Annotated in this window: 19 protein-coding genes; 6 read left to right on the top strand and 13 right to left on the bottom strand. The window is 64.9% G+C overall.

Going from position 1 to position 24,067, the window contains the following annotated elements; all coding sequences use genetic code 11:
* Nucleotides 1–44: 44 nt before the first annotated feature.
* From BLS75_RS07665 to soxR, 5 genes are all read right to left on the bottom strand, one after another.
* Nucleotides 45–1,379 carry a coiled-coil domain-containing protein gene (locus BLS75_RS07665; protein WP_072450583.1) on the bottom strand — a complete coding sequence of 445 codons (1,335 nt, stop codon included), beginning with the start codon at nt 1,377–1,379 and terminating at the stop codon, nt 45–47.
* A complete protein-coding gene (locus tag BLS75_RS07660; RefSeq protein WP_072450582.1) occupies nt 1,376–7,693 on the bottom strand; it encodes an AAA domain-containing protein in 6,318 nt (2,105 codons plus the stop codon). The genes BLS75_RS07665 and BLS75_RS07660 overlap by 4 nt, the downstream gene beginning before the upstream one ends.
* A gap of 15 nt (nt 7,694–7,708) precedes the next feature.
* Nucleotides 7,709–8,353, bottom strand: coding sequence for a 4Fe-4S cluster-binding domain-containing protein (locus tag BLS75_RS07655; protein WP_011062437.1), 645 nt, complete (start codon nt 8,351–8,353; stop codon nt 7,709–7,711).
* Nucleotides 8,350–10,188 carry an AAA family ATPase gene (locus BLS75_RS07650; protein WP_072450581.1) on the bottom strand — a complete coding sequence of 613 codons (1,839 nt, stop codon included), beginning with the start codon at nt 10,186–10,188 and terminating at the stop codon, nt 8,350–8,352. Before BLS75_RS07650 ends, BLS75_RS07655 begins: the two co-directional genes overlap by 4 nt.
* Before the next feature lie 193 nt (nt 10,189–10,381).
* On the bottom strand, nt 10,382–10,855 hold the full coding sequence (soxR, locus tag BLS75_RS07645) for a redox-sensitive transcriptional activator SoxR (RefSeq protein ID WP_011062436.1): 474 nt from the start codon (nt 10,853–10,855) through the stop codon (nt 10,382–10,384).
* 108 nt (nt 10,856–10,963) lie between these two features.
* On the opposite strand from soxR, the gene BLS75_RS07640 reads away from it, so the two are divergent.
* A complete protein-coding gene (locus tag BLS75_RS07640; protein WP_011062435.1) occupies nt 10,964–11,329 on the top strand; it encodes an antibiotic biosynthesis monooxygenase in 366 nt (121 codons plus the stop codon).
* Here BLS75_RS07640 and BLS75_RS07635 read toward each other — a convergent pair.
* The 4 genes from BLS75_RS07635 to msuE all read right to left on the bottom strand — a co-directional run bounded on the left by BLS75_RS07635 (nt 11,326) and on the right by msuE (nt 15,485).
* On the bottom strand, nt 11,326–12,426 hold the full coding sequence (locus BLS75_RS07635) for a sigma-54 interaction domain-containing protein (protein ID WP_072450580.1): 1,101 nt from the start codon (nt 12,424–12,426) through the stop codon (nt 11,326–11,328). The genes BLS75_RS07640 and BLS75_RS07635 overlap by 4 nt on opposite strands.
* Nucleotides 12,427–12,450: 24 nt before the next feature.
* Entirely contained in the window at nt 12,451–13,638 is a 1,188-nt protein-coding gene (locus tag BLS75_RS07630) for an acyl-CoA dehydrogenase family protein (protein WP_011062433.1), read from the bottom strand.
* Nucleotides 13,639–13,772: 134 nt separating this feature from the next.
* Nucleotides 13,773–14,912, bottom strand: a complete 1,140-nt coding sequence (ssuD, locus tag BLS75_RS07625) for an FMNH2-dependent alkanesulfonate monooxygenase (RefSeq protein ID WP_011062432.1) — start codon at nt 14,910–14,912, stop codon at nt 13,773–13,775.
* A gap of 9 nt (nt 14,913–14,921) precedes the next feature.
* Nucleotides 14,922–15,485, bottom strand: a complete 564-nt coding sequence (msuE, locus tag BLS75_RS07620) for an FMN reductase (protein ID WP_011062431.1) — start codon at nt 15,483–15,485, stop codon at nt 14,922–14,924.
* Between the two features lie 400 nt (nt 15,486–15,885).
* Between msuE and BLS75_RS07615 the strand changes: the two genes are divergently transcribed.
* From BLS75_RS07615 to BLS75_RS07600, 4 genes are all read left to right on the top strand, one after another.
* Nucleotides 15,886–16,146 carry a hypothetical protein gene (locus BLS75_RS07615; protein WP_019092950.1) on the top strand — a complete coding sequence of 87 codons (261 nt, stop codon included), beginning with the start codon at nt 15,886–15,888 and terminating at the stop codon, nt 16,144–16,146.
* 102 nt (nt 16,147–16,248) lie between these two features.
* Complete coding sequence (locus tag BLS75_RS07610) at nt 16,249–16,863, top strand: LysE family translocator (protein WP_072450579.1); 615 nt, start codon at nt 16,249–16,251, stop codon at nt 16,861–16,863.
* Between the two features lie 210 nt (nt 16,864–17,073).
* Nucleotides 17,074–18,243, top strand: a complete 1,170-nt coding sequence (locus BLS75_RS07605; protein WP_053159622.1) for a cysteine desulfurase family protein — start codon at nt 17,074–17,076, stop codon at nt 18,241–18,243.
* A 55-nt stretch (nt 18,244–18,298) separates the two neighbouring features.
* Nucleotides 18,299–20,107, top strand: coding sequence for an aminopeptidase P family protein (locus BLS75_RS07600; protein WP_072450578.1), 1,809 nt, complete (start codon nt 18,299–18,301; stop codon nt 20,105–20,107).
* Nucleotides 20,108–20,191: 84 nt separating this feature from the next.
* Here the strand turns inward: BLS75_RS07600 and BLS75_RS07595 are convergent, their stop codons facing one another.
* Entirely contained in the window at nt 20,192–20,788 is a 597-nt protein-coding gene (locus BLS75_RS07595) for a 2-hydroxychromene-2-carboxylate isomerase (RefSeq protein ID WP_072450577.1), read from the bottom strand.
* 37 nt (nt 20,789–20,825) lie between these two features.
* Entirely contained in the window at nt 20,826–21,566 is a 741-nt protein-coding gene (locus tag BLS75_RS07590; protein ID WP_072450576.1) for an SDR family oxidoreductase, read from the bottom strand.
* A 93-nt stretch (nt 21,567–21,659) separates the two neighbouring features.
* Between BLS75_RS07590 and BLS75_RS07585 the strand changes: the two genes are divergently transcribed.
* Complete coding sequence (locus BLS75_RS07585; RefSeq protein ID WP_072450575.1) at nt 21,660–22,229, top strand: TetR/AcrR family transcriptional regulator; 570 nt, start codon at nt 21,660–21,662, stop codon at nt 22,227–22,229.
* A gap of 9 nt (nt 22,230–22,238) precedes the next feature.
* Here BLS75_RS07585 and BLS75_RS07580 read toward each other — a convergent pair whose 3' ends face one another.
* Both BLS75_RS07580 and rhtA read right to left on the bottom strand, forming a co-directional pair.
* Nucleotides 22,239–22,520: a hypothetical protein gene (locus tag BLS75_RS07580; RefSeq protein WP_011062423.1), complete on the bottom strand. Its 282-nt coding sequence runs from the start codon at nt 22,518–22,520 to the stop codon at nt 22,239–22,241.
* Nucleotides 22,521–22,678: 158 nt separating this feature from the next.
* On the bottom strand, nt 22,679–23,566 hold the full coding sequence (rhtA, locus tag BLS75_RS07575; protein WP_072450574.1) for a threonine/homoserine exporter RhtA: 888 nt from the start codon (nt 23,564–23,566) through the stop codon (nt 22,679–22,681).
* Nucleotides 23,567–24,067: the final 501 nt, after the last annotated feature.

Raw genomic sequence — 24,067 nt, 5'->3', positions numbered from 1 at the left:
AGATCGCCTTCGCCGGCAAGCAGGCTCCCACAGGGCGAGGCGGGTCAGGTGCGCTGTTGCGCCTGCTCCCGGTATTGCTGCTGGGTGTCGTCCAGCAGCACCTCCCTGAGCGGCACCGCCCCTACGGCCAGGGCTTTCTCGATGCTCAGGTCGTCGCCACGGGCCGCCAGCAGGGCTTGCAGCCGCTGGAACTCGCCGCACCAGATGGTCTCGATGTCTTTGTCGCGCTGGGTATCGCGCTGGGCGCTGAGGGCTACCGCGCGTACCTGCAACCGGCCGTTGTCGGCATTGCCGCCCACCTCCACGCCATACCCCGGAGTGGCGCCCTTGCGCAGCACCACCCTGCCGTCCTGGGCCCAAGCGGTGGCCATGCCCTCGCGAACTTCGTAGCCCAGGCTGGCCAGCCCTTCGAGTACCGCCTGGCGGCGGGCCAGGGCGGCGCGTTGTTGCAGCTCGGCTTCGATCAGCGCACTGAAACGGGCAATCAGCCCGTCCACTGGCGCCATATGGGCCAGGCTGCATTGGCCGGCCTGGGCCAGCTCGTTCTCGGCGGTTGCGGGGCACAAGGTCGCCACTTCGCTGGCCAGTTCCTCAAGGCGCGCCAGGCGCGCGCGGCGCTCCTGGCTGTCGCGGGTGGCCTGGGCCAGCTCCAGCACCAGGCTGTCCAGCAGCAGGTTGCGCTGCTGCACGCGGGTTTCTGCATCTATCTGGCGCAACTTGGCCAGGTAGGGTTCGGCGCTGGCCTGATCATCAAGGGTCAGCAACTGGGCAATGTGCTGCTCGATGCGTTCCAGTCTGGGTTCCGCTTGCTCATGGGCGGCGCGCCACTGCGCCAGGGTCTGGGTTGGGGTTTCGCCTTGCAGGCGCCGGGCCAGTTGCTGCTGGACCTCGCTCAGGCCCTGTTCTTCGACTGCCGCCCCCAGGCTGGCGAAACCCTGGGCCAGGATCGACTCCACAGCCGGCACCGGCTGCCCATCGGCAATCGCCCGCAACGGCTCCAGCAATTGGGCTGCGAGCGGCTTGCCTTGCAGGGCGCCCAGCAGGGTGGCGGCGTTTTCCCGCTGACGGCGGGCCAGTTGGCGCTGTTGCGTGGCTTGCTGCACCGCGCGGTTTTCCCGTTGTTGCAGATCGTCCTTGAGGAACTCGATCTCGATCGGTACCTGCTTTTGCAGGTCCTGCAGGCGATCGGCCTCGATCAACTGGCGCAACTGTTTGAACCGCTCGTGGGTGGCGGCCCGTTCCTGTTCGGTCAGTTGCCCCAGGCGTTGTGCCTGCTCTTCCCAGCGGGCAATAGCTTGCTCCAGGCGCCGCAGGTGACCGGCGCAGATCTCCAGGATTTCTTCACGGGTGACGATACGCACCACTTTCGGGCCGCTCATGGGGTTTGCTCCGTGTCTGCCAGGGCTTGGGGCTGCGTCACCGAATCGGCACCGGCCAGCGGCTGCAGGGCCTGCTCGATGGCGGCCTGCAGGCGAGCGCGCTCGCTTTGCGGGTCGTGGTACCAGGCCTGCGACGAGACCCGGTGCAGGTGGGGAATGGCCCGGCGCAGCACCGAAGGGCGCCAGATTTCCCGGGAGCGAGCGCGGGCCAGGAGGCCGTGGCGCGGGGTATCGCATTCGATGCCCAGGGCGTAGAGCCCGGTATCGGGGTGCTCGATGGCAAAGTCCAGGCCGAAGGCATCCCCTTCGTTGGCGCTGACCGGGCTCCATCCCAGGGTGCGGATGTACGCCGCCACCGCCTGGGTGAAGCCGTCGCTGTGGGCGTTGTGCTGGACCTTTGCATCCTGGCGCTCGGTGACCAGGCGCCCCAGCAGGTTGTGGCCGCTGGCGAACTCACCGGCCGACAGGGCACGGGCGTACTCCAGGTAGCCTTGCAGGTAGTCTCGCGGGCTGGCGGGTGGGCGCTGGGTGGTGAGCATGTCGGAGATATCGGCAATCGGCATCGAGGTGATCATCACCACTTTGCGCCGGGCCCGGGTCACCGCCACATTGAGTCGGCGCTCGCCGCCGGTCTGCCCCAGGACCCCGAAGTTGCGGCGGAAGCTGCCCTGGCTGTTACGCCCGAAGGTCGAGGAGAACACGATGATGTCGCGCTCATCGCCCTGGACGTTCTCGACGTTCTTGACGAACACCGACATGTCCTCGCCGTCCTCGCTGCGTTCGCGCTCCTGGCTGTAGGCTGCACGAAACGCCGGATCCTGCTCGGCGCGCAACTCCAGGCGCTCTTCGATCAGGTCGGCCTGCTTGCGGTTGAAGGTCACCACCCCCACCGAGGGGCGTTCGGCATAGGGCGCCTGCCAGAGCTCGGCCAGGTAGTCCACCACCCGTTCGGCCTCGTCGGGGTTGACCTGCTGCTGGTAGACGCCGTCCACGCGGATCAGCTCCAGCGGCTTGATGGCGAGGATATTGGCCTGGGGATGGCGTACCGGGATGCTCAGGCGGTTGCCGTAGAACGAGGCGTTGGAGAAACCGATCAGCTCGCGGTAGGCCGAGCGGTAGTGGATCTGCAGGGTGGTGGCGGGTAGCGAGCTGCGAGCCAGTTGCAGCAGGTCCGGGCAGTCCTTGATTTCGCGGCGGTTCCAGGTGTCTTCGAAGGCCTCCCGTTGTTCCTCGTCGGCATCGGCGTCCGGCTGGTCGCCATCGAACAGTTCGGCTTCGTCGCTTTCCACCCGGCTGGAGAAGAAGGCGGTGGGCGGCATCTGCTTCTCGTCGCCGCTGACCACCGTGACCCGGCCCCGGTACAGGGTCGGCAGGGCGAACTCCACCGGCATCTGCGAGGCTTCGTCGTAGATCACCGTATCGAACAGCCCGGGCTTGAGCGGCAGCACCCGGCTGGCCACGTCCGGGTTCATCAGCCACACCGGTCGCAGGCTCATCAGCCCCAGCCCCGCGCCCATCTCCATGAACTCGCGCAAGCGTCGCGAACGACGCCCGGTGAGGCGGGTGACGTCCTCCCACTGTTTGCGGGTGCCCAGGCGCGACAGCTCGATGCCTTCACTGAGCAACTGACGGTTGAGGTTGCGCATCTGGGTGTCGGCTTCGCCCAGGCTGGCGATCTTCGCCGCGGTTTCGCTGTGCTCGAGCATCAGCTCGGGTTGGCGTTGTTCGATCTGGCGCTTCCAGCCCAGCCGTGCTTCGCGGTTGAGCATGCGCCGCACCACGGCTTCCAGTTGCTCGGCGGGAATGGCGTCGAGCGCGTCCTGGTAATCGCGCAGGACTACCAGCAACTCCAGGTCCGCCGGCGACAGCTGGCCGGCCCGGGCCCGGAAAGCCTGGTAGGCGCTCAGGGTCGGCAAGGCGTCGCGCAGGCGGTTGAGGGCCGACTGATTGCCCTGGTTGTGCTCCACGCGCTGGCGCAGTTGGCCCAGCAGCTCGGGTTGCAGCCACTGATCCAGGCGCTGCAGGGCATTCAGGCTGTCCTGGCGCACGCTGTGGCGGATAAACGCGGCGTCGTAGCCGGCCAGCAGGCTGTCCAGGGAGCGCCGCTCGCCGGTCAGTACCACCGCATCCAACTGCTCCGCCCGGGGGGCTTGCGCCAGGGTCATGGCCAGGGCGCGCATTTCTTGCAGTTGCCCGAGGTCCTGGCGTACCTGCGGCAGCAGGCCCGGGCCGCAATCGCTGGCGATCTCTACAAGGCTCAGTTGTTGATGCAGGTGTTGCAACTGCGCGCGCAAGGGCCGCCACTGGCTTTCCAGCAGGGCCGCCGCCAGCAGTTCCGGCAGGCGTTGCGGCTGGGCCGCGGCGCCCTGTTCGGCGAGGAAGGCCAGCAACTGGCGCTGGCGGATCAGGCGCAGCGGGTTGAGCCGCGCCAGCCAGGAGCGACCCTGGATAACGGCGCGGGCGCGTTGCTGCAGGGTGCGCAGTTGGGCCGCGGGCAGGGCGCTGAGGCCCGGCGCCAGGTCGGCCTGGTAAGCGGCGGCGTCGCACTGTGCCAGTTGTTGAGCCAGTGCCTGCAGGGCCTGGATCAGCCCGTCGCCTTCTGCGGCCTGGCCGTTGCTGCCACGAAACAGCGGGAGCCAGCGTGCCAGCCGTTGGCGACGCTCATCGTCCAGGCCCAGCAGGCTGTGCAGGTGCTGGTCGAGCCAGGCGCGGTAGGGTGCCGGGTCGTCGACTTCGAAGTCGGCCGGGTGCGCCTGCAGGGTTTCCAGGCGCTGTTCCTCGCAGCTCAGCAGGCGCTCGAAGCCCTGGTTGAACGCTTGCACCGTGGCGGCGTCGGTGGGGAAGGGCTGGAGCTGGGCCAGGGCGCTGTGTTCATAGCGGGCCGGCAGCCACAGGCGGATCAGCGGCGCGCAGGCCTCTTCCAGACGGGTCAGGCTGGCGATGTCCAGGGCCGCCAGGTGCTGGCGCAATACCGGGACATCCAGGGCCGCTGGCCCCTGTTCCAGGCCGATCAGCTCGCCGATCAACTGGCGGTAGCTCAAGCCACAGTGTTCATCGATGCGGTGCAGGCTCTGGTGGAAGCGATCCAGTTCGCCCTCCAGGGCTTCGATGCGTGCCGCCAGGCGTTCACGCTGGTGCAGCCAGGGTTGCTGGACGGCATCGTCCTTGAACAGGGCCTCAAGCTGTTCGCGGACACTGCGGATCACCGGTTCGCGGTCACGGTTGATGTCGTTGAGCATCACCACCCGGTTGCCCAGTCCTTCGGCCACCAGGCGCTTGTGCACCACTTCCAGGGCGGCGTGCTTCTGGCAGACGATCAGCAGGCTGCGCTGGCGGCCGATGGCGTCGGCCACCATGTTGACGATGGTCTGGCTCTTGCCGGTGCCGGGCGGGCCTTCCACCAGCAGCCCGGGGGCCTGTCGGGCCTGGAGCACCGCGGCTTCCTGGGAGGGGTCGCTGGCCACGGTAAAGAAGCGCTGCAGTTCAGGCGCGAGCGCGGTGGCAGCGCTGTCGCCGCTGTCGGGCTCCGCGGGGTTCAGGCGCAGGGCGGTTTCCAGGCCGGTGCCGCCGGGGGGCAGGGCCTTGAGCTGGCGCAGGTCCTCGCCAATGGCCTGGCCCATGAAGGCCACATGGAACAGCACGGCGGCACAGGCCAGTTGATCCTGGTAGGGCTGCACTTCGGTGCTCGGCGGCGGCAGGCTGCCGAGCACCCGGGAGCTGGCCGTGGCCAGCATGCCGAAGGCGTCCATCACGTCGGCGGCCTTGAGCGCCGAGCGCCCCAGCAGTTCGTCGGCGGCCTTGCGCCAGAGCTTGGCGGCATCGATGCCCAGCAAGGTGTCGAGCCCCGGGTTGAGGCGCACCTCTTCACGCTCGCTGTCGAAGACCAGGGCCACCTTGCCGCGGCTGCCGACCTCCAGCAGCAGCTTGACCGGCCACAGCAGCAACGGCGCGATGCGAGTGCGAGTGGTGCCACGCGCGTCCCGGGTCAGGAGGAAGGGGAAGCCCAGGTACAGGCCATCGATCCCGGTGTCGCGCTTGTACAGCGAACTCTGGCGGTACAGGCTGTTGAGCCGTGCATCCAGCTGCGGGTTTTCGGCGAAGCACGCCGGGTCGAGGCTGATGGGCTGGGCGTTGCGCGCCACCAGGTGATCCAGCAGCGCCGGGGCCGGGCTGCGCTCACTGTGCAATTCGTTGAGGTCGACCCGGGCGGTGGTCTTGCCGATGCTCATGCGCACCAGCGGGCCGCGCAGCACCACGCTGGCGACCTTCTTCTCGAAGAAGTCGAGGATCTGCGACACGTAGTGCTGCTTTTGCGGCTCCAGCCACTGCTCTGCGCCGATGGCCAGCAGCACCAGGGCCCTGGCCAGGGGCATGCGGCGTTCCAGGCGGAACTGCTCGGCCCATTCATCGACGCTCGGCACGCCACAACGGGCGAAGCCGCTGATGCGCTCGTCGACTTCACGGTACAAGGCCGGGCGCGGCAGCCCCAGCAGGGCACGCGCACTGGCCGCATCGAAGCTCAGGACCACGGCTTCGCGGGCCAGGGTGGCGGCTTCTTCGAGGATCGCGTCCACCGAGCGGAACTGCCCGATGGCGGCGCTGAGCAGCACGATCAGGTCTTCTTCGCTGATGGAGCGGCGGTCCGACAGGGACAGGATGCCGTTGTGCTCGCTGTCCGGCAGCAGGCGCTGGCGTTCTTCCCACTGTGCGGCCAGACGGGCGCGGGAGCTGGAGAGCAGGTAGATGCGCAGTTGCTCCTCGTCCAGTTCGATGGCCTGGTGCTGGGCGCGCTGGCGTACCTGTTCGGCCCGCAGCTTGAGCCGCGACAGCCAGTGCTCGGTCTCCAGGCGTTCCAGCAGGTCCGGGGCCGGGCCGCTGATCAAGCGGTAACCGTCCAGGGGATGCTCCAGCAACCAGCCGGGGGTGACGATCTCGCCGCGTTGGATCAGGGGCATTTCCGGGTTCAGCAGTTTCAAGGCGAGCATGAGCCGGGTGTCATCGTCCAGCCCTTCGTGCTGGGCCACCTGGCGCAGGCCCGCCAACTGCCGTGCGGGCAAACCGGCCTGTTCGGCCCAGGTGACGATCACCCCGCGCAGCAGGTGATCCAGGGCCTGGGGCCAGTGTTCGACTTCGGCGGCAGCCAGGGCGAACGGCCCTGGCCGGCGAAAGCGCCGGCTGCCCAGGGCGATGCTGGCGCCTTCCTCGGCGTCCTCTTCACTGGCGACCGAGGCCGGGACGCTGGGGCTTTCGCCCTGGAGCCAGGCCTGCACCTGGGGCCATTGCCAGCGCTGGTGGCGGTCCCGGGCCAGCAGGCCGCGCAGCAGCAGTTCCAGGCGCGGGTCGAGGTCGTTCGGCAGCAGCACGCCGTTGGCCAGAATGTGAATCAGGTAGGCGTTGGCATTGATGCCGGCGAAGCATTCTCCCTGGGTCAGTTGTTCCAGCAGGATCATCCCCAGGCTCCACCAGTCGGAGGCTGCGGCCACGCCCCCGGCAATGGCTTCGGGGGCCATGTAGCGGCTGGTTTCCAGGGGCGAGACGATGTCCAGGTCGAACTCCGACAGCCGCGCCGAACCGAAGCCGCTGATCACCAGGTCCAGGGGCTCGCGGCTGCGCACCAGCAAGGTCGCCGGGCGCAGGTCGCGGTGGCGCAGGCCGGCTTCGCTGAAGGCATGCAGGGCCTGGCCCAGTTCACGGACGATGTGCTGCACCGCGGCCCTGTCGCTGACCACGATCCCCAGGTCGGCCAGGGTGCCGCCGGTGAGTTCTTCAGCCACTTCGAAGGCGCGCTCGTCCCAGCGGCCGGTGAGGATGATTTCCGGCACGTGTTCCCGGGGCAGGCGCTTGAGGGCTTCGTACACCGACGGGTCGGGTTCGGCGCCGGCCTGGTACAGGGTCAGCACCGCCTGGTGCGCGGTTTCCCGGTGCTCGGCGATAAAGCGCTCGCGCACGCCGCCGCTGCTGATCTGGCGCAGCAGGCGCCAGCCTTCGATCACGGTTTCACTGTCGGCGGCTGGGGGCGCTGCGGGTGGCTGTTGCTCCGGGGCGAGCGGGTCGGCGCCGCAGACCAGGCACATCAAGTCGCCGTCCGCCATGGCATGACCGTTGCTGCAGAGCAGGGGCGAGCCGCTGTCCGCCGCGACCGGGGGCTGCGGCTCAAGCGCTTCGAGGGTGACTACCGGTTGTGGGCGCCAGCCTTCGGGATGAATCGCTTCGGCGGAGAGTTCCCAGCCGCAGGCCCGGTTGTCTACCTGGCCTTCACAGAAAATTTCGGCCAGTGGGCGTTCAGTCTGGCAATTGGGGCAAAAACGTATCATCGGTAGCGGTTCCGGTTAACGGCGGCGTGAGGTGTGGGCGCTGATCTGGAGTTGGTGGCCCTGGTCGTGCAGCAGGTCGCGCAGACGCAGCACGTCGTCACGCCGGGGAATTCCAGCCATCCAGACACTGCCGTCGTCGTCGAACATCACATCCAGCGCGCGGTCTTCGTGGTGCAGCGGGCGCTGGTAGGTGGACAGACGCTGGCGGCCCAGCTCGGTCAAGAAGATCAGGCGCTGGTTGTCGCTGCCCCGTAGGACCAGCGTTTGCGCCTGTTGTTGCTCGAAGGGGTCGCAGATCAATGCATCCAGCAGGCCTTCGGCTTGTTGCAATAGCGGTTGCAGGGTTTCCAGGGAGTGGCCGCTGTAGACCAGGATGTCGACCCCGGTGCGCTCGCGCAGGCCTCGAAGCAGGGCCAGCAGCGCCTCGGGCTGGTCGAAGGGCTCGCCGCCGGACAGGGTGATGCCTTCGGCCCGGGCCAACCAGGGTTGCAGGTCGTCCAGCACCTGGGCCAACGGCAAGGGGTGCTTGCCCGGCCCCCAGGTGTCCGCGGAAATGCAGCCTGCACAGCGGATGCTGCACCCCTGGAACCACAGGCCCAGGCGTTGCCCCGGCCCCAGGGTGGTGACCGGGAAGTGCACCCGCGACAGGCTGATGTTCACGAGGCGCGGGCAAGCAGTTGCAGGCCGCCGGCCTGCAGTTGGCGGATTTCGAAGGATTGGCCGGGCTGCGCATCCTGGTCGAACAGGGCCCGGGCCAGGGGGTTGAGCAGGTGCGCCTCCAACTGGTTGCGAATGCCCCGGCCACCGTTGGACAGGTCCTGCAGGCACAGCTGGCGCAGGTTGTGCAGCGAGTCGTCATCGAGCTGCACATGCAGGGCCTGGGCCGCCAGGTCGGCGAGGATATTGCCGACCATCTGCTGGAAGATCTGCTCGGCGATGTCCGGGCGGATGAAGTCGAAGACGATGACGTTCTCGCCGATCCGGTTGAGGATTTCCGGGCGGTTGAGCACCAGTTTGAAATAGCGCTCGATCTCGCCCTGGACCTTGCCTTGCACCGCTTCGAAGGCTTCGCCGGGCTGGACGTTGGCGACTCGCTCGCCGTTGTCGCCCTGGCGGTAGATGCCCAGGTTGGAGGTGAAGACGATCAGCGCCTCGGAGAAGTACACCCGGTCGCCCCGGCCTGAGGTAAGCACACCGTCATCAAGGATCTGCAGGAACTTGTCGAGGATCCGCGGGTGAGCCTTTTCGATCTCGTCGAACAGCACCACGCTAAAGGGTTTTTCGCGGATCGCATTGGTCAGTTCGCCGCCCACGTCGTAGCCGACATAGCCGGGTGGCGCGCCTACCAGACGCTGGTCCGCGTGTTCGGCGCTGAATTCTGACATATCGAAGCGGATGTACGCGCTTTCATCGCCAAACAGCAGGCTGGTGATGGTCTTGGCCAGTTCGGTCTTGCCGACCCCGGTGGGCCCGGCAAGAAAGGCCACGCCCCGGGGCCGGTTGCCCTTGCGGCTGGCGCCGACCCCGGTCATGGCGCGCTTGACGATATCCAGCATGTGGGTCACGGCGTGGCCCTGGCCCTTGACCCGCTGGCGGATGAAACCGTCGGCCTGGCGGATGCGCTGGCGGTCGATCTTCAGCCAGGGGTCTTCGGTGACCCCGACTTTATAGCGGCGTACGGCATCGCCGATGCGTTCCATGGCCAGGCCTTCGACCCGGGCCAGTTGGACGATCGCGTTGAGGTCGAGCAGCAGCAGGCCCTCGGTGTTTTCGACGAAGGCCCGCACCGCGCTGTCGCGGCTTTCTTCGCTGGCCTCCTGGGCGCCGGGCAGGCCGCGCAACAGTGCCGGAGCCAGGGCCTGGCGGGCCTGCTGGTCGGGTTTGGACACGGGAATCGGCCGCAGGCGTGGGTTGTCGATCAGCATCCAGTCGGGCAGGTCGCCTTCCTTTTCCACCACCCAGAGAATGCTGTTGAAGAACGGCGTGCGCAGCTCCCCGGCCGGGCGGCTGCGGGCCTGGTGGGACAGTACCAGGGCCTGGGTGAACAGCTGGTGTTCTGCGGCGCTCAGGGCGTCGTTGCGGATCACCAGGCGTGAAGCGAAATCGACAATCAGGGCCAGGGGCGCGCCCTGGCGCTCCACCAGGCGCGGCAAGGTCGCCGACAACAGGTCGAGGCCGGCCGGCGCCGCTCCTTCCACCGGGGTCAGGCCCAGCTCGCGCAGCAGGTTGTCGGCCTGGGCCGGCTCGCTGCCGGGGGGCAGCAAAACCCTGAGGCCGCCAAGGGGGTCCCAGCTCAGCACATGGGCATAGCCCGCCGCCAGCAGTTCGTCGCGCAGATTGAGGTTGAAAGGCTGGGGGGTGATGACCCCGGGGGCGACCTCACTGGCCTGAAGGTCGCGGACGTTGCCGGACAGGACGAATTGGCTTTTCAGGGGTAGAAAGCGCAGCAGATCGCGCAGCCAGCGTGGCTTTTCGAAAGTGGCAGTCCTTGGCATGGAAGCGGAGCTCGTCGTAGGAAGCAGGACGCGACATTAGCATAGGGACGTTTTTACTTACGATGCTGCACAGGTTTTCTTACCTGTCAGCGTTGAGTGGGAATCCGGCTTGCGAGGGAAGATGCCCGTGAGATCGCCTTCGCCGGCAAGCCGGCTCCTACGGATATGAACGCGATGTTGCTGCAGGCGCTGGCTACGGGGTGTCGGTGGCGGCGTCGGGCTCCAGCAGGCGGGCGCCCGGGCCGGCGTCTCCCAGGGCATCTCCATAGTTGCGCAGCGGGCACCCTTCCATGGACAGGCAGCCACAGCCAATGCACTGGTTCAGCCGCTCGCGCAGCAGGCTCAGTTGGCGGATGCGTTCGTCCAGTTCGCGGCTCCACTGTTCCGACAGGCGCTGCCAGTCCGCGGCAGTGGGCGCGCGGTCGGCGGGCAGGGTCGCCAGGGCCTGGCCGATCTCTGCCAGGGGAATGCCCAGGCGCTGGGCCACCTTGATCAGCGACACCCGGCGCAGCACCGAACGTGGGTAGCGGCGCTGGTTGCCCGCGTTGCGATGGCTGTGGATCAGGCCCTTGGTTTCGTAGAAATGCAGCGCGGTGACGGCTACGCCACTGCGGGCCGACAGTTGGCCGACGCTCAGCTCTTTATGACGGGAGTCGGGTTCGATCATCAGTGGACCTCGGGAGGAAAAATACGCTTGACCTTGACTTAACTAGAGGTTTTACCCTGCGGCGCATTCAACAGCAATATTCTGTTTGCCCCCAGTGGAGAGTGATCCATGAGCGCCTTTGAAAAGACCCGCAGCTTTACCCAATTGATCGAGTTCGAGATCGAGCCCCATCAGCAACAGGCCCTGGTTTCGGCCCTGGCCGAGCAGACCGAGCGCCTGGCCCAGGGCTATGGCGGTTTCCTGAGTGCCAGCGTGCAGGCCAGCGACGATGGCCGGCGGGTGCTCAATTACCTGCAATGGCAATCCCGGGAAGCCGGCGAAGCGGCGTTCCGGCGCTTCGAGAACGGCGAGCAGGATTTCTGGCAGTTGATCCTCGCCCACCAGGCCAAGACCGTGACCTTCGGTTCATTCCAGGTGCGCAGCAGCATCGCCCGTAGCCACGACAATGCCTTGCACTGCGACCTGCCGGGCTAGATCGACAGTTGCAGGGTGCGCTCGTTGGGCGCATCGATCGGGCGCCGCTTGTTCACCGCCAGTTCGCCGATCTTGATCAGCCGGGTCCGGGTGACGTTGCGGCTCAGGCCCAGCAGGTTGGCGGTGTGCACCTGATTGTAGTGGCTGAAGCGGTAGGCCGCGCGCAGCAAGGCATCCTCGACCTTTTCGTGCAGGGCCCCGGCCTGTTCGGCGAAGAGTTTTTCAAAGGCCCGTTCCAGCAGGGCCTCGGCAGAGTCGTCGTGGCTCGGGTGGTTGTCGTCGGCGCGTTCGATGCGCATGTTGGACAGGCGCAGGTCATCGCGCTGGATCACCCCGTTGCGGCAGATCAGCAGGGTGTGGTGGATGACGTTTTCCAACTCGCGGATGTTGCCCGGCCAACTGTAGCTCTTGAGCTTGTGCTCGGCCTCGGGGCTGATGCTGATGCTGCCGTAGCCCAGGCGCTGGCTGTAGGCCTCGATGAAGTGCCGGGTCAGCGGCAGGATGTCGCCGGGGCGCTCGCGCAGCGGGCTCAGTTCCAGGCTGACCACGTCCAGGCGGTAATACAGGTCTTCGCGAAAATGCCCGGCGTTGATGGCCTTTTCCAGTTGCACGTTGGTGGCGGCCAGTACGCGCACATCGATGGGAATGCTCTTGCGCGAACCCAGGCGCACCACTTCGCGCTCCTGCAGCACCCGCAGCAGCTTGACCTGGATGGCCATGGGCAGGTCGCCGATCTCGTCGAGGAACAGGGTGCCGCCGTCGGCCTCTTCGAACCACCCGGCCTTGGCGCTGAGGGCGCCGGTAAAGGCGCCTTTCTCATGGCCGAACAGTTCCGCCTCCACCAGGGATTCGGAGAAGGCACCGCAGTTCACCGCCACGAACGGTCGGTTGCGCCGGGCACTGAGGTTGTGGATATGGCGCGCCACCAGCTCTTTGCCGGTCCCGGTTTCGCCAATGATCAGCACGCTGGCTTCGCTCGGTGCCACCTGTTGCAGGTGCGCCAGCAGGGCCTGGGATTTCGGGTCCTCGAACACCTGGGCGGTGGCGCGGATCGAGGTCGCCAGGGCGGGCGAAGGGGGTAGGGTCAGAAGCTGCATCGGCACTCTCCGTCGAACAGAAGGCTAGGAGTAGAAAGTCGGGGTTGGCAGGGACTGGTTCAGCGCCCAGTCGCCCAGCTCATGAAGCTTGTAGTCCAGCGGGTCGTGCAGGGTCTGGGTGCGCAGGTTGCGCCAGTGCCGGTCCAGGCCCAGGGAGGCGTGGGTCGAGCGCGCGCCGGTGACTTCGAACAGGCGGCTGCACAGCTCCAGGCCCTGGCGGCTGGCGGCGACCTTGGCGGTGGCGATGGCCGTGGCCAGGTGCCCGCGCTCTTCGGCGCTGAGGGCCGGGCCCTTGGCCCAGGCCTGGTCCAGCAGCGCGGCGGCTCGCTCCACCAGCAGGCGGATGCCTTCCAGGGCGACCCAGAATTCGCCGTAGTGGCTGAGTATGTAGGGGTCCTGGCGCACGTCCTGGGCGCTGGACTTATGCCAGACCCGGGTTTCGCCGAGGGTGTACTGCCGGGCTTCTTCGAAGGCGCCTTCGGCGATACCGAGGAACATGTGGGTGAAGGTCAGTTGGGCGATCAGCGGGCGCAGGCAGGCGAATGGTGTGCTCAGCGGGCCGGGGTCCAGCAGCAGTTCCGATTCCTCCACCCGTACCCGTTCGAAGGTGGCGCTGCCGCTATCGGTCTGGCGCTGGCCGATGTTGTTCCAGTCGTGGTGCAGGGTGATGCCGCTGCGGCCGCTGGGGATTGCGGCGATCAGCAACTTGCCGCCATTGCTTTCGTCCACTGCCGAGGCAATGAGCATTTCCGAGTCGCTGGCACCGGAGCAGAAGCTCTTCTTGCCGGAAAACTCGCGCCAGCCCCCCAGGTTCCGGACCACGGTGCGGGTGTCCAGTGGGTTCAGGGCGTTGCCCCAGAACCAGTTCTTGCGTGCGGTCTGTTCGAACCAGGGTTGCCACTGTTCGGGTTTGGCAAACAGGCGCACGGTGGCCAGCATCAGGTGGTGGAAGCCGAAGACATGGGCGATGGAGCTGTCGACCCGGGCGAATTCGCGGACGATGTTCAGCGTCTCGCTCCAGGGCGCGCCGAGCCCGCCGAACTGGCTGGGAATGCTCAGGGCCAGCAGGCCGCTTTGGCGCAGCGCGTCGCGCTCGGCCTTGGGGGTGCCGCCGCGCTCGTCGCGCTCGACGGCGGTCAGGGCAAACTCGGCGGCCAGTTGGCGGGCGGTCTGCAGGGGGGACAACAGGGCGCTTTGCGGTTTGGCAGTCACGCGGTGTTCCTCGTTCGTGGCCGTTGTGGCGGCCGGGAAAAGGTGCTGCGAGCTGCAGGAGCTGGCTTGCCAGCGAAGCGGGCCGGAAGATCGCCTTCGCCGGCAAGCCGGCTCCTGCAACAGCATTGGGGATTTCAGCGGCTGTTGGGCAACACGTCGTTGGCGATCATTTCGCCGAACGGCCCGGTGAGGTTGGTGACACCGCGGCCGGCCAGGCTGGCATAGGGCTCCGGCAGCAGCGGGAACACCAGCTCGGCGAAGCGATAGGCTTCTTCCAGGTGCGGGTAGCCGGAGAAAATGAAGCTCTCGATTCCCAGGTCCGCGTACTCCTTGATGCGCTCGGCCACTTGCTGCGGGTTGCCCACCAGGGCGGTACCGGCGCCACCGCGCACCAGGCCGACCCCGGCCCAGAGGTTGGGGGCGATCTGCAACTGGTCGCGGCGCCCGCCGTGCAGCGCTGCCATGCGCCGCTGGCCTTCGGAGTCGAAGCGGGAAAAGGACTGCTGGGCGGCGGCGATGGTGTCGTCGCTGATGTGCTCGATCAGCTTGTCCGCGGCTTTCCAGGCTTCGTCCTCGGTCTCACGCACGATCACATGCAGGCGGATGCCGAACTTCACCGTGCGGCCCTTGCGCGCTGCACGTTCGCGTACGTCGGCCAGTTTCTGCGCCACCGCCGCCGGTGGCTCGCCCCAGGTCAGGTAGACATCCACCTGGTCCGCCGCCAGTTCATGAGCGGCCTCGGAGGAACCGCCGAAGTACAGCGGCGGGTAGGGCTTCTGCACGGGCGGGTAGAGCGCCTTGGCGTTCTGCACATGCAGGTGCTTGCCTTCGAAGTCCACGGCTTCGCCTTGCAGCACCCGACGCCAGATCTGCAGGAATTCGTCAGTGACTTCATAGCGTTCGCTGTGGCTGAGGAAGCTGCCGTCGCCGCGGTTTTCGTCCGGGTCGCCGCCGGTGACCACGTTGATCAGCAGGCGTCCGTTGGACAGCCGGTCCAGGGTCGCGGCCATGCGCGCGGAAACCGTGGGGGAGATGATCCCCGGGCGGATCGCCACCAGGTAGCGCAGGCGTTCGGTCAGGGGCACCAGGGCCGAGGCGATCACCCAGGAGTCTTCGCAGGAGCGCCCGGTGGGAATCAGCACACCGTGGTAGCCCAGGCTGTCCGCGGCCTGCGCCACTTGCTTGAGGTAGTTGAGGGTGACCGGGCGCGCGCCCTGGGCAGTGCCGAGGAAATGGCCGTCGCCGTGGGTCGGAAGAAACCAGAACACATCCATGACAGCTCCTCAGGCGATTTTCAGCAGGTGGGTCGGGTGGGCGCGAAACAGCGGCGCGGCCCGTTCGGCGGCGAGCTGGATGCGCGCTTTGAGCAGCTCGCTGGTGATCTGGTAATTGCTGAAGTCGGCCTCGGTGGCGTACACGCCGATCGGCAGGGTCAGGGCCTGGAAGAAACTGAACAGTGGGCGTAGCTGGTGATCCAGAACCAGGGCATGGCGTTCGCTGCCACCCGTCGCGGCCAGCAGCACCGGGGTGTCGATCAGGGCATTGAGATCGATCAGGTCGAACAGGTGCTTGAGCAGGCCGGGATAGGAACCGCGATACACCGGGGCGGCGACGATCAGCAGGTCGGCGTTCTCGATGGCCTGGAGTTCGGCTTCAACCTCGGCCGGCAGTTCCTGGCGCGACAGGGCGGCACCCACCGGGCGGGCGATATCCCCCAGTTCGATCAGGTGGGCGTTGAAGGACAGGTGCCCGGACAGTTCAGCCAGCAGGGCCTGGGTCAGCACCAGGGTGCGCGATGGGCGCCAGGTTCCACCGGAAAGGGCTACGACGTTCAAGGGGCGGGACATGATCAGTTCCTTTTTAAACAGTGGCTCAACGAGCAGTGGCAGGTCCCGGGCTCTGGAGCAAGAGCTGTACCAAAGACTTGCAGCCCTTGTACGGCGCGGTTTTGCGCCGATCTGCAGTTGCCGGGGGCTGTTGCCCAACCGCTGTTTTGTTGATCGGCTGTTGCCTGGCCAACAGTTGCTCTGGCAACAGTTGGCGGGCGAGATGGGACTGTTATAAAGGCTTGTTGTTATTCCTCAAAAGAGCTTGTTTCCATATTTATAGAGTTTTATGGAATATGAGGGTGAGCAGCGCCCTGGCCTTGGAACGATCGATAGCCACTATCGAGCAGGGTGATTTTTGCCGCTGATGGCGCGCGAGTAGCCTGTGTCCATTGTTCGCAACCCGCCCCAGGTGCTCGCCATGAAGGCTTTCTCTGCTGTCTTGCTGTTGTTGGTCTCCAGTGTGCTGGCCGGTTGTGCCAGCCCCGGTGCACCGGAGTTGCGGCCCTATACCGCGCAGGAAACCCGGGAGCTGGCTATGGAGGCGTTGAACCGGCGCGGTTTGTCCTTCGATGAATACCAGCAGAAAAAGGCCGAGTTGCTGGGCCGCCCGGCGAGCTTCGACAGCCAGGGTGAAATGAGTGCACAGCGCAATATCAGTCGCCATCAACCTGCCAGTTGAGAAGAACTGTACTGGTCCAAGTTTTCAGCAACTGTCCGTGGGTTTCAGCCTGAGGCTGGGTTAGGGTCGAGGCCTGATCGACCTGCCCCGGATCTTGCCCCCATGAGCCTTTCCCCTGACCTGCTGTTGGCCTTCGCCCTGTTTGCCCTGGTCACTTCCATCACGCCCGGCCCCAACAACACCATGTTGCTGGCCTCGGGGGTGAACTTCGGCTTCAACCGTTCCATTCCCCACATCCTCGGCATCAGCTGCGGCTTCTTTGTCCTGGTGCTGGCGGTCGGCCTGGGCCTGGGGGCGGTGTTCGAGGCCTACCCGCTGCTGTACAGCGTGCTGCGCTACGTTGGCGCAGCGTACCTTCTGTACCTGGCGTGGAAGATTGCCCGTTCCGGGCCGCTGTCCGATGAGCAGCAGCACCACGGCCGGCCGCTGGGCTATTGGGGCGCCGCGGCGTTCCAGTGGGTCAATCCCAAGGCCTGGGTCATGGCAGTGGGGGCCATCAGTACCTACACCCCGTTGCAGGGCTACTTCACCAATGTGCTGGTGATTGCCGCGGTGTTCGCGCTGATCAATGCGCCCACGGTGAGCCTCTGGGCTGCGTGCGGCAGCCTGCTGCGCAATGTGTTGCGCAACTCGCGCTGGTTGCGCCTGTTCAATCTGTTGATGGCCGCCTTGCTGGTGCTTTCCCTGGCACCGCTGTTGTTCGAAAAGATGAGTTGAACGGCGCTTCATGGCGCTGCCTCGAGCCTGTAAGCTGCGATGCAGGAGCGTTCCTACGCACTTTTAAACGAAGATGTTCTTCTTTAACTGCATCCGATCGGGTATTGCTCAAGGCCAGCCGTTGCCGCGCCGCCTATGCACGGCGCATGGCTGCCTCGCCTTTTTGCCAGCATATGCCGACCCTGGAACAAGCTCTGCGGGTTTTCAGTCATGAACAAGCGTCCTCTTTATTTCGACTACGCCGCCACCACGCCGGTGGATGAGCGAGTCATTCAGGTCATGCTGGAGTGCCTGGGTTTCAACGCCCATTTCGGCAATCCGGCGTCCAGTTCACACGCCTTTGGCCGGGAAGCGCGGGGTTACGTCGAGCGCGCCCGGCAACAAGTGGCACAACTGGTCGGCGCGCAGCCCGAGCAGATTGTCTGGACCTCCGGCGCTACCGAATCCAACAACCTGGCCCTCAAGGGGGTGATGCAGGCCCGGGGCGTGAGCGGCGGCCATGTCATCACCAGCCAGATCGAACACAAGGCGGTGCTCGACACCGCCCGGCAACTGCAGGAGGCCGGGGTCGCAGTGACCTACCTGGTGCCGGATGCCGATGGCCTGATCACCGCGCAAGCGGTCAGCGAAGCCCTGCGCGACGACACCTTCCTGGTGTCGCTGATGCTGGTGAACAACGAACTGGGCACCCTCAACGACATTCCGGCCATTGGCCAGGTGGTGCGTGAGCGTGGCGCCCTGTTGCATGTGGATGCCGCCCAGGGTGCGGGCAAGGTGGCCATCGATCTGGCCCGGTGGCCGGTGGACCTGATGTCGTTCTCGGCCCATAAGCTATATGGCCCCAAGGGCATCGGCGCGCTGTATGTCGGGCCGCGGGCGCAGCAACACGTGCAGGCGCAGATTCATGGCGGCGGCCATGAGGGCGGCTTGCGCTCCGGAACCCTGGCCACCCACCAGATCGCGGCCATGGGCGCCGCCTTCGCCCTGGCCGGCGAACTGTTCGAGGAAGAAACCGCCGCCATCGTGCGTCTGCGCGGGCGCCTGCTGGAGCAACTGGCGGGTATCGCCGGCCTGCGCTTGAATGGCAGTGTTACCCAGCGCATTCCCCACACCCTGAGCCTGACCTTCACCGAGGGAGGTTTTGATGGGGCGGCGTTGGGCGCGGCCCTGGCCTTTTCCGCGACTTCGGCCTGCAACTCGGCAAGCAATGCGCCTTCCCATGTATTGCTGGCGCTGGGGCATGATGCCGGGCAGGCCGCGCGGACCATCCGCTTGAGCCTCGGGCGTTTCACCTGCGAACAGGATGTGGATCGCGCCGCTCAACTGATCCAGGCGGCGACCGCCTCAGCCCCTGCGTTCTGGGCCACAACACAACCTTGAGGGTCGAGTGACTTCGATCTTCCATAACAATGATTAAGCCGGTTAAGGAGACACAATGAGTACCCAGCCTTCGACCAATGGAGTGGTCCCCCAGCGCTTGGCGCATGTCCGTCAGCTGATGAGCCGCGAAGGCATTCACGCCTTGCTGGTGCCCTCGGCCGACCCGCACCTGTCGGAATACCTGCCGGGCTACTGGCAAGGGCGCCAGTGGCTGTCGGGGTTTCATGGGTCGGTCGGGACCTTGATCGTGACCGCTGACTTTGCCGGCGTATGGGCCGACAGCCGTTACTGGGAGCAGGCCACCAAGGAACTCCAGGGCAGCGGCATCGAACTGGTGAAGTTGCAACCGGGCCAGCCCGGCCCCCTGGACTGGCTGGCCGAGCAGACCCCGCAAGGTGCGGTGGTGGCGGTGGACGGCGCGGTCATGGCCTTGGCTTCGGCCCGTACCCTGGGCAGCAAGCTGCAGGAACGCGGGGCCAGCCTGCGTACCGATATCGACCTGCTACAGGAAGCCTGGGACGACCGCCCGTCTTTGCCCGATCAACCGGTCTATCAGCATTTGCCGCCCCAGGCCACCCAGAGCCGGGTCGAGAAGCTTGCGGCGTTGCGCGCAACCCTCAAGGAACGCGGCGCCGACTGGCATTTCATCGCTACCCTCGATGACATTGCCTGGCTGTTCAACCTGCGCGGCGCCGATGTGTCCTTCAACCCGGTGTTTGTCTCCTTTGCCCTGATCAGCCAGCAGCAGGCGACCTTGTTCGTGGCCTTGAGCAAGGTCGATGAGGCATTGCGCGCGCAACTGGAGGTGGATGGCGTCAGCCTGCGCGACTATTCAGAGGTGTCCGCGGCCTTGCAGGCAGTGCCGGAAGGCGTAGCGTTGCAGATCGACCCGGCGCGCGTCACCGCGGGCTTGCTGGAGCACCTGAACCCCGGGGTGAAGCTGCTGGAGGGGCTCAACCCCACCACCCTGGCCAAGTCGTGCAAGAGCCTGGCGGACGCCGAGCACATTCGCCAGGCCATGGAGCAGGATGGCGCGGCGCTCTGCGAATTCTTCGCCTGGCTGGACAGCGCCCTGGGGCGTGAACGCATTACCGAACTGACCATCGATGAGCGCCTGACGGCCGCCCGTGAGCGGCGCCCAGGTTATGTCTCGCTAAGCTTCAATACCATTGCTGCGTTCAACGCCAACGGCGCCATGCCCCATTACCACGCCACGCCCGAAGAGCATGCGGTGATCGAGGGTGATGGCCTGTTGCTGATCGATTCCGGCGGCCAGTACCTGGGGGGCACAACCGATATCACGCGCATGGTGCCGGTGGGGACGCCGAGTGCCGAGCAGAAGCGCGATTGCACCCGGGTGCTCAAGGGCGTTATCGCGCTGTCCCGGGCGCAGTTTCCGCGGGGCATTCTGTCGCCGTTGCTGGATGCCATCGCCCGGGCGCCGATCTGGGCCGAAGGTGTGGACTACGGGCACGGCACCGGGCATGGCGTCGGTTATTTTCTAAACGTTCACGAAGGCCCGCAGGTGATTGCCTATCAGGCCGCAGCGACGCCGCAGACTGCGATGCAACCGGGGATGATCACTTCGATCGAACCCGGGACCTACCGCCCTGGCCGCTGGGGCGTACGAATCGAGAACCTGGCGCTCAACCGTGAGGCGGGCAAGACCGAGTTCGGTGAGTTTCTGAACTTCGAAACCCTCACCCTGTGCCCGATCGATACCCGTTGCCTGGAGCCATCGCTGCTCACCGAGGATGAGCGCGAATGGTTCAACGGCTATCACGCTGAAGTCCGCCGGCGCCTCAGCCCGCTGCTGGAGGGCCCGGCCCTAGAGTGGTTGCAGGTTCGTACTGCGGCTATCTGAGGAAAGATGTCGCCCGCGCAAGGCGGGTGACGTCACGCGATGGGTTCCTGGCAATGGCGCGGCCGCTGCCAGGGACAGGGCAGGTTACGGCGCGTTCAAGGCTTCGCGGACGAAATCCAGGCGGTCCTGGCCAAAGAACAGTTCGTCTCCCACGAACATGCTGGGCGCGCCGAACACACCTTTTTGCAACGCCTGTTCGGTCTTGTCCTTGAGGGCGGCCTTGACCTCTTCGTCATTGCTCAGGTCGAGGATCTGCTGCGGGTCGAAGCCACCTTGTTCCAGGACCTGGGTGATGGTGGCCGGGTCGTTGAGATTGCGTTTGTCCACCCAGAGCGCACGGAACAGGCAGTCGAGGAATTCACCGAAACGTTCCGGCAGGCGCAGTTGAACCCCGGTGGTGGCACGCATCAGCAGCAGGGTATTGATGGGAAAGTGCGGATTGAAGTTGAGCTCCACCCCATAGCGCCGGGCAAAGCGCGCCAGGTCGTGCAGCATGTACCGGCCCTTGGCGGGAACACTGATGGGGGAAGCGTTGCCGGTGGTCTTGAAGACCCCGCCCAGCAGCATGGGCTGATACACCAGCTGGCTATTGGTTTCGGCGCAGATTTTTGGCAGTTGGGTATAGGCCAGGTATGAGGTCGGGCTGCCCAGGTCGAAGAAGAACTCCACCTTTTTGCTCATGTTTCAGACTCCTTGATTGTTGTTATTGGAGAAGGCCTTACCAGCGTTCGTTCCACGGGCGCAGGTCCAGCTCGAAGGTCCAGGCGTCCCGGGGCTGGCTGTGCAGGTACCAGTAGTTTTCGGCGATATGCTCGGGGTTGAGGATGCCGTCCTGGTCCTTTAGGGCGTATTTTTCGGGAAAGCTGGTACGGATGAAATCGGTGTCGATGGCACCGTCGACGATGACATGGCCGACATGGATGTTCAGGGGGCCCAGTTCCCGCGCCATGCTCTGGGCCAGGGCGCGAATGCCGTGCTTGGCCCCGGCGAAGGCGGCAAAGCCGGCGGCACCGCGTACGCCTGCGGTGGCGCCGGTGAACAGAATAGTGCCGCGTTGGCGTTTGGCCATGCGCTTGGCCACTTCCCGCGCATTGAGAAAGCCCGAAAAGCAGGCCATTTCCCAGATCTTGAAATACTTGCGTGCGGTTTCTTCAAGAATGCTGCAGGGCACATTGGCGCCAATATTGAAGACGAACGCCTCAATAGGGCCGATCTGGGTTTCGATCTCCTCGATCAGCGCGATCACGTCCTCCTCTTTGCGTGCATCACAGCCAAAACCATGGGCCTGGCCGCCGGACTGCTGGATGGCGTCCACCAGGGGTTGCAGTTTGTCCGCGCTGCGGCGGGTCATGCAGGCAATAAAGCCTTCGGCGGCGAAACGCTTGGCAATGGCACTGCCGGTCGCGTCGCCGGCACCCACTACCAGTACGACTTTGTTCTTGTTCAAGGTTGCAGTCATGGGAGGTTCGCTCTTTGGTAAACGATCGTTAACTAAACGAACGTTATGCTATGATTTTTCCGTCGTCAAGAAAACTTGGGAGCCCGTCAGGGAATGCGTTATTCAGCCAGTCACAAGCAGGAAACCCGCGAGCGTCTGCTGCAAAGCAGCGCGGCGCAGGCCAAGAACGAAGGTTTTTCCACTGTGGGGGTGGATGCCTTGATGAAAGCCATTGGCCTGAGTGGCGGGGCTTTCTATAGCCACTTCACCTCCAAGGACGAATTGTTCAGTTCGATTGTCGAGCGCGAGTTGAGCCAGAGCCTGGCGCGCCTGGGCGGGGAGGGGCAGCAGAATCAGGAGAAGTTGCGTCGCTGCCTGAAGCAGTACTTGAGCGTGGCGCATCTGCTACAGCCGGGTGCTGGCTGCGCACTGCCGGCATTGGGTGCGGAGATTGCCCGGGGGAGCCTAGAGGTGCGGCAGGAGGCGCAGGACTGGATATGCCGCTTGCATCAGGCTTGGGCGCAGACTCTGGGCAGCGAGAGCCTGGCCTGGTCGATCCTGTCCCAGTGCGTTGGCGCGTTGGTGGTAGCGCGAATGCTGGTGAACCCCGCCGTTCAGCGTCAGGTGCTGGCGTCCAGCCATGAGCAGATCATCGGACAGCTGGAGCGGCTGCCCGCAAGTTGACCGGCAAGGCTATTTGCAGATGACGATCATGCTGCGGCTGGTGTAGCCGGCAGGGTTCAGGCCGAAGGGGTAGTCGCCTGGGTCTTCCACGGCATCACCGGACTTGGCGATGACCTTGTAGCCTTTGGGGCCGCAGGACTCAGTCGCCTTGGTGTAGCACTTTTCCCAGGAAGAAGATAAACCCGAGCAGTTGATGTGGAGTCCTTTCTTGCCCCGTTTGACTTCGGTTTTCGCGGTCGCCGCGCAGCCTGCAATTGCAAGTACGGCCAACAGTATCAAAAATCGTTTCATCCCCGTCCTTATCGCTAGCCCCGGATCTGACGTCCGAGTGTGACTGCATTACCTGTCGTCTTTTGCGTGTGCGATATCCCTGTCCGGCAACTCCCTGGGCGACGTTGAGTAGCCGGCTAAACATGGCCTAAATGAGCACCAATTACCAGAGTTGAATCTCAATCAACTGCAACTATTGGTTTGGCCTCGCGGCGCATGGTCATGGTGGCGCCTACGGAAGCCAGGATGATGCAGGCGATTGCCGTCCACTGAGACAGGGACAGGTACTCGTGGAGGAACAACAGGCCGGAAAGCGCGCCGAACGCGGGCTCGATACTCATCAGGGTGCCGAAGGTCCGGGCTGGCATGCGAGTCAGGGCAACCATCTCCAGGCTATAGGGGAGGGCTGTGGACAAGATGGCGACTCCCAGGGCAACCGGGATCAGGGAGGGAGTCAGTAGTGCGGCGCCGGCATGGACTATGCCTATGGGGGCGACAAAGAGAGCGGCAATCATGACGCCCAGAGCGGCGGTCTGAATGCCATTCTCGGCTCCGGCCTTCTGTCCGAAGAGTATGTACAGCGCCCAGCAGACCCCGGCCCCCAGTGCATAGCCTGCACCGACCAGGTCGATGGCTGTTTCTGTGGCTCCGGTGGGAATAAGCAGTAGCAGCCCGATGATAGCCAGAGCGATCCACAGGAAGTCTATGGCCTTGCGTGACGCATAGATGGCTACTGCCAAAGGGCCTGTGAACTCGAGGGCGACGGCGATGCCCAGAGGGACACTCCTGAGGGACATATAGAAGAGGAAGTTCATGCCGCCCAGGGCCATGCCGTAGATGATCACGGTGCGCAGGGTGTTGGTGGTGAACTTGGCGCGCCAGGGTCTTAATAGAAGCAGCATGATGATGCTGGCGAAAATCAGCCGCAGGGTTGTGGTTCCTTGTGCGCCAACGATTGGGAACATGCTCTTGGCCAGTGAGGCTCCTGACTGAATCGAGGCCATGGCAATAAGCAGCAGCCCCACCGGAAACAGGGTCGAGGCAAGGCTGCGCGGTTGGTCATTCATGCAAGGGGTCATCCAGAGTGTTGGGGGAGAGGCACCTGGAACATGATGCTCAACTAATCACGGATGAGCAATATAGTGCGCATGGTCTTTTTTACGCCTCTATATAGAAGCTGCGAATGGGCTGTTTTGCGGCTGATCATAGAAAATGCAAATTAAGTGTTGACGGCAGATTCTACAGGTCTATAATTCGCCCCACTTCCGGCGCAGTCGAAACGGAAAACTCCTTGAGATTCAACGAGTTACGCAGTTTTCGATAGCGGTTACGCTTCAGTTCATCGAAGTCGGAAGCAGTTGGTAAGGCAGTCAGTTTTCGCCTTATTAACGATTCGGTCCTCTCGGTCGAAAGCGGTTGAAAAGAGGTGTTGACAGCAGCGTGTAACGCTGTAGAATTCGCCTCCCGCTAACGAGAGATCGGAAGCGCAAGTGGTTGAAGTTAAAAAGGAAACTTTGAAAACTTCTTAAAAAAATCACTTGACAGCAAATGAGGCTGCTGTAGAATGC

Origin of the sequence: Pseudomonas sp. NFPP12, from assembly GCF_900103205.1 — a bacterium.
In the GTDB taxonomy this organism is placed as follows: domain Bacteria; phylum Pseudomonadota; class Gammaproteobacteria; order Pseudomonadales; family Pseudomonadaceae; genus Aquipseudomonas; species Aquipseudomonas protegens.
The sequence above is the reverse complement of the archived record's forward strand: the minus strand, read 5'-3'. Positions and strand labels throughout refer to the sequence as shown.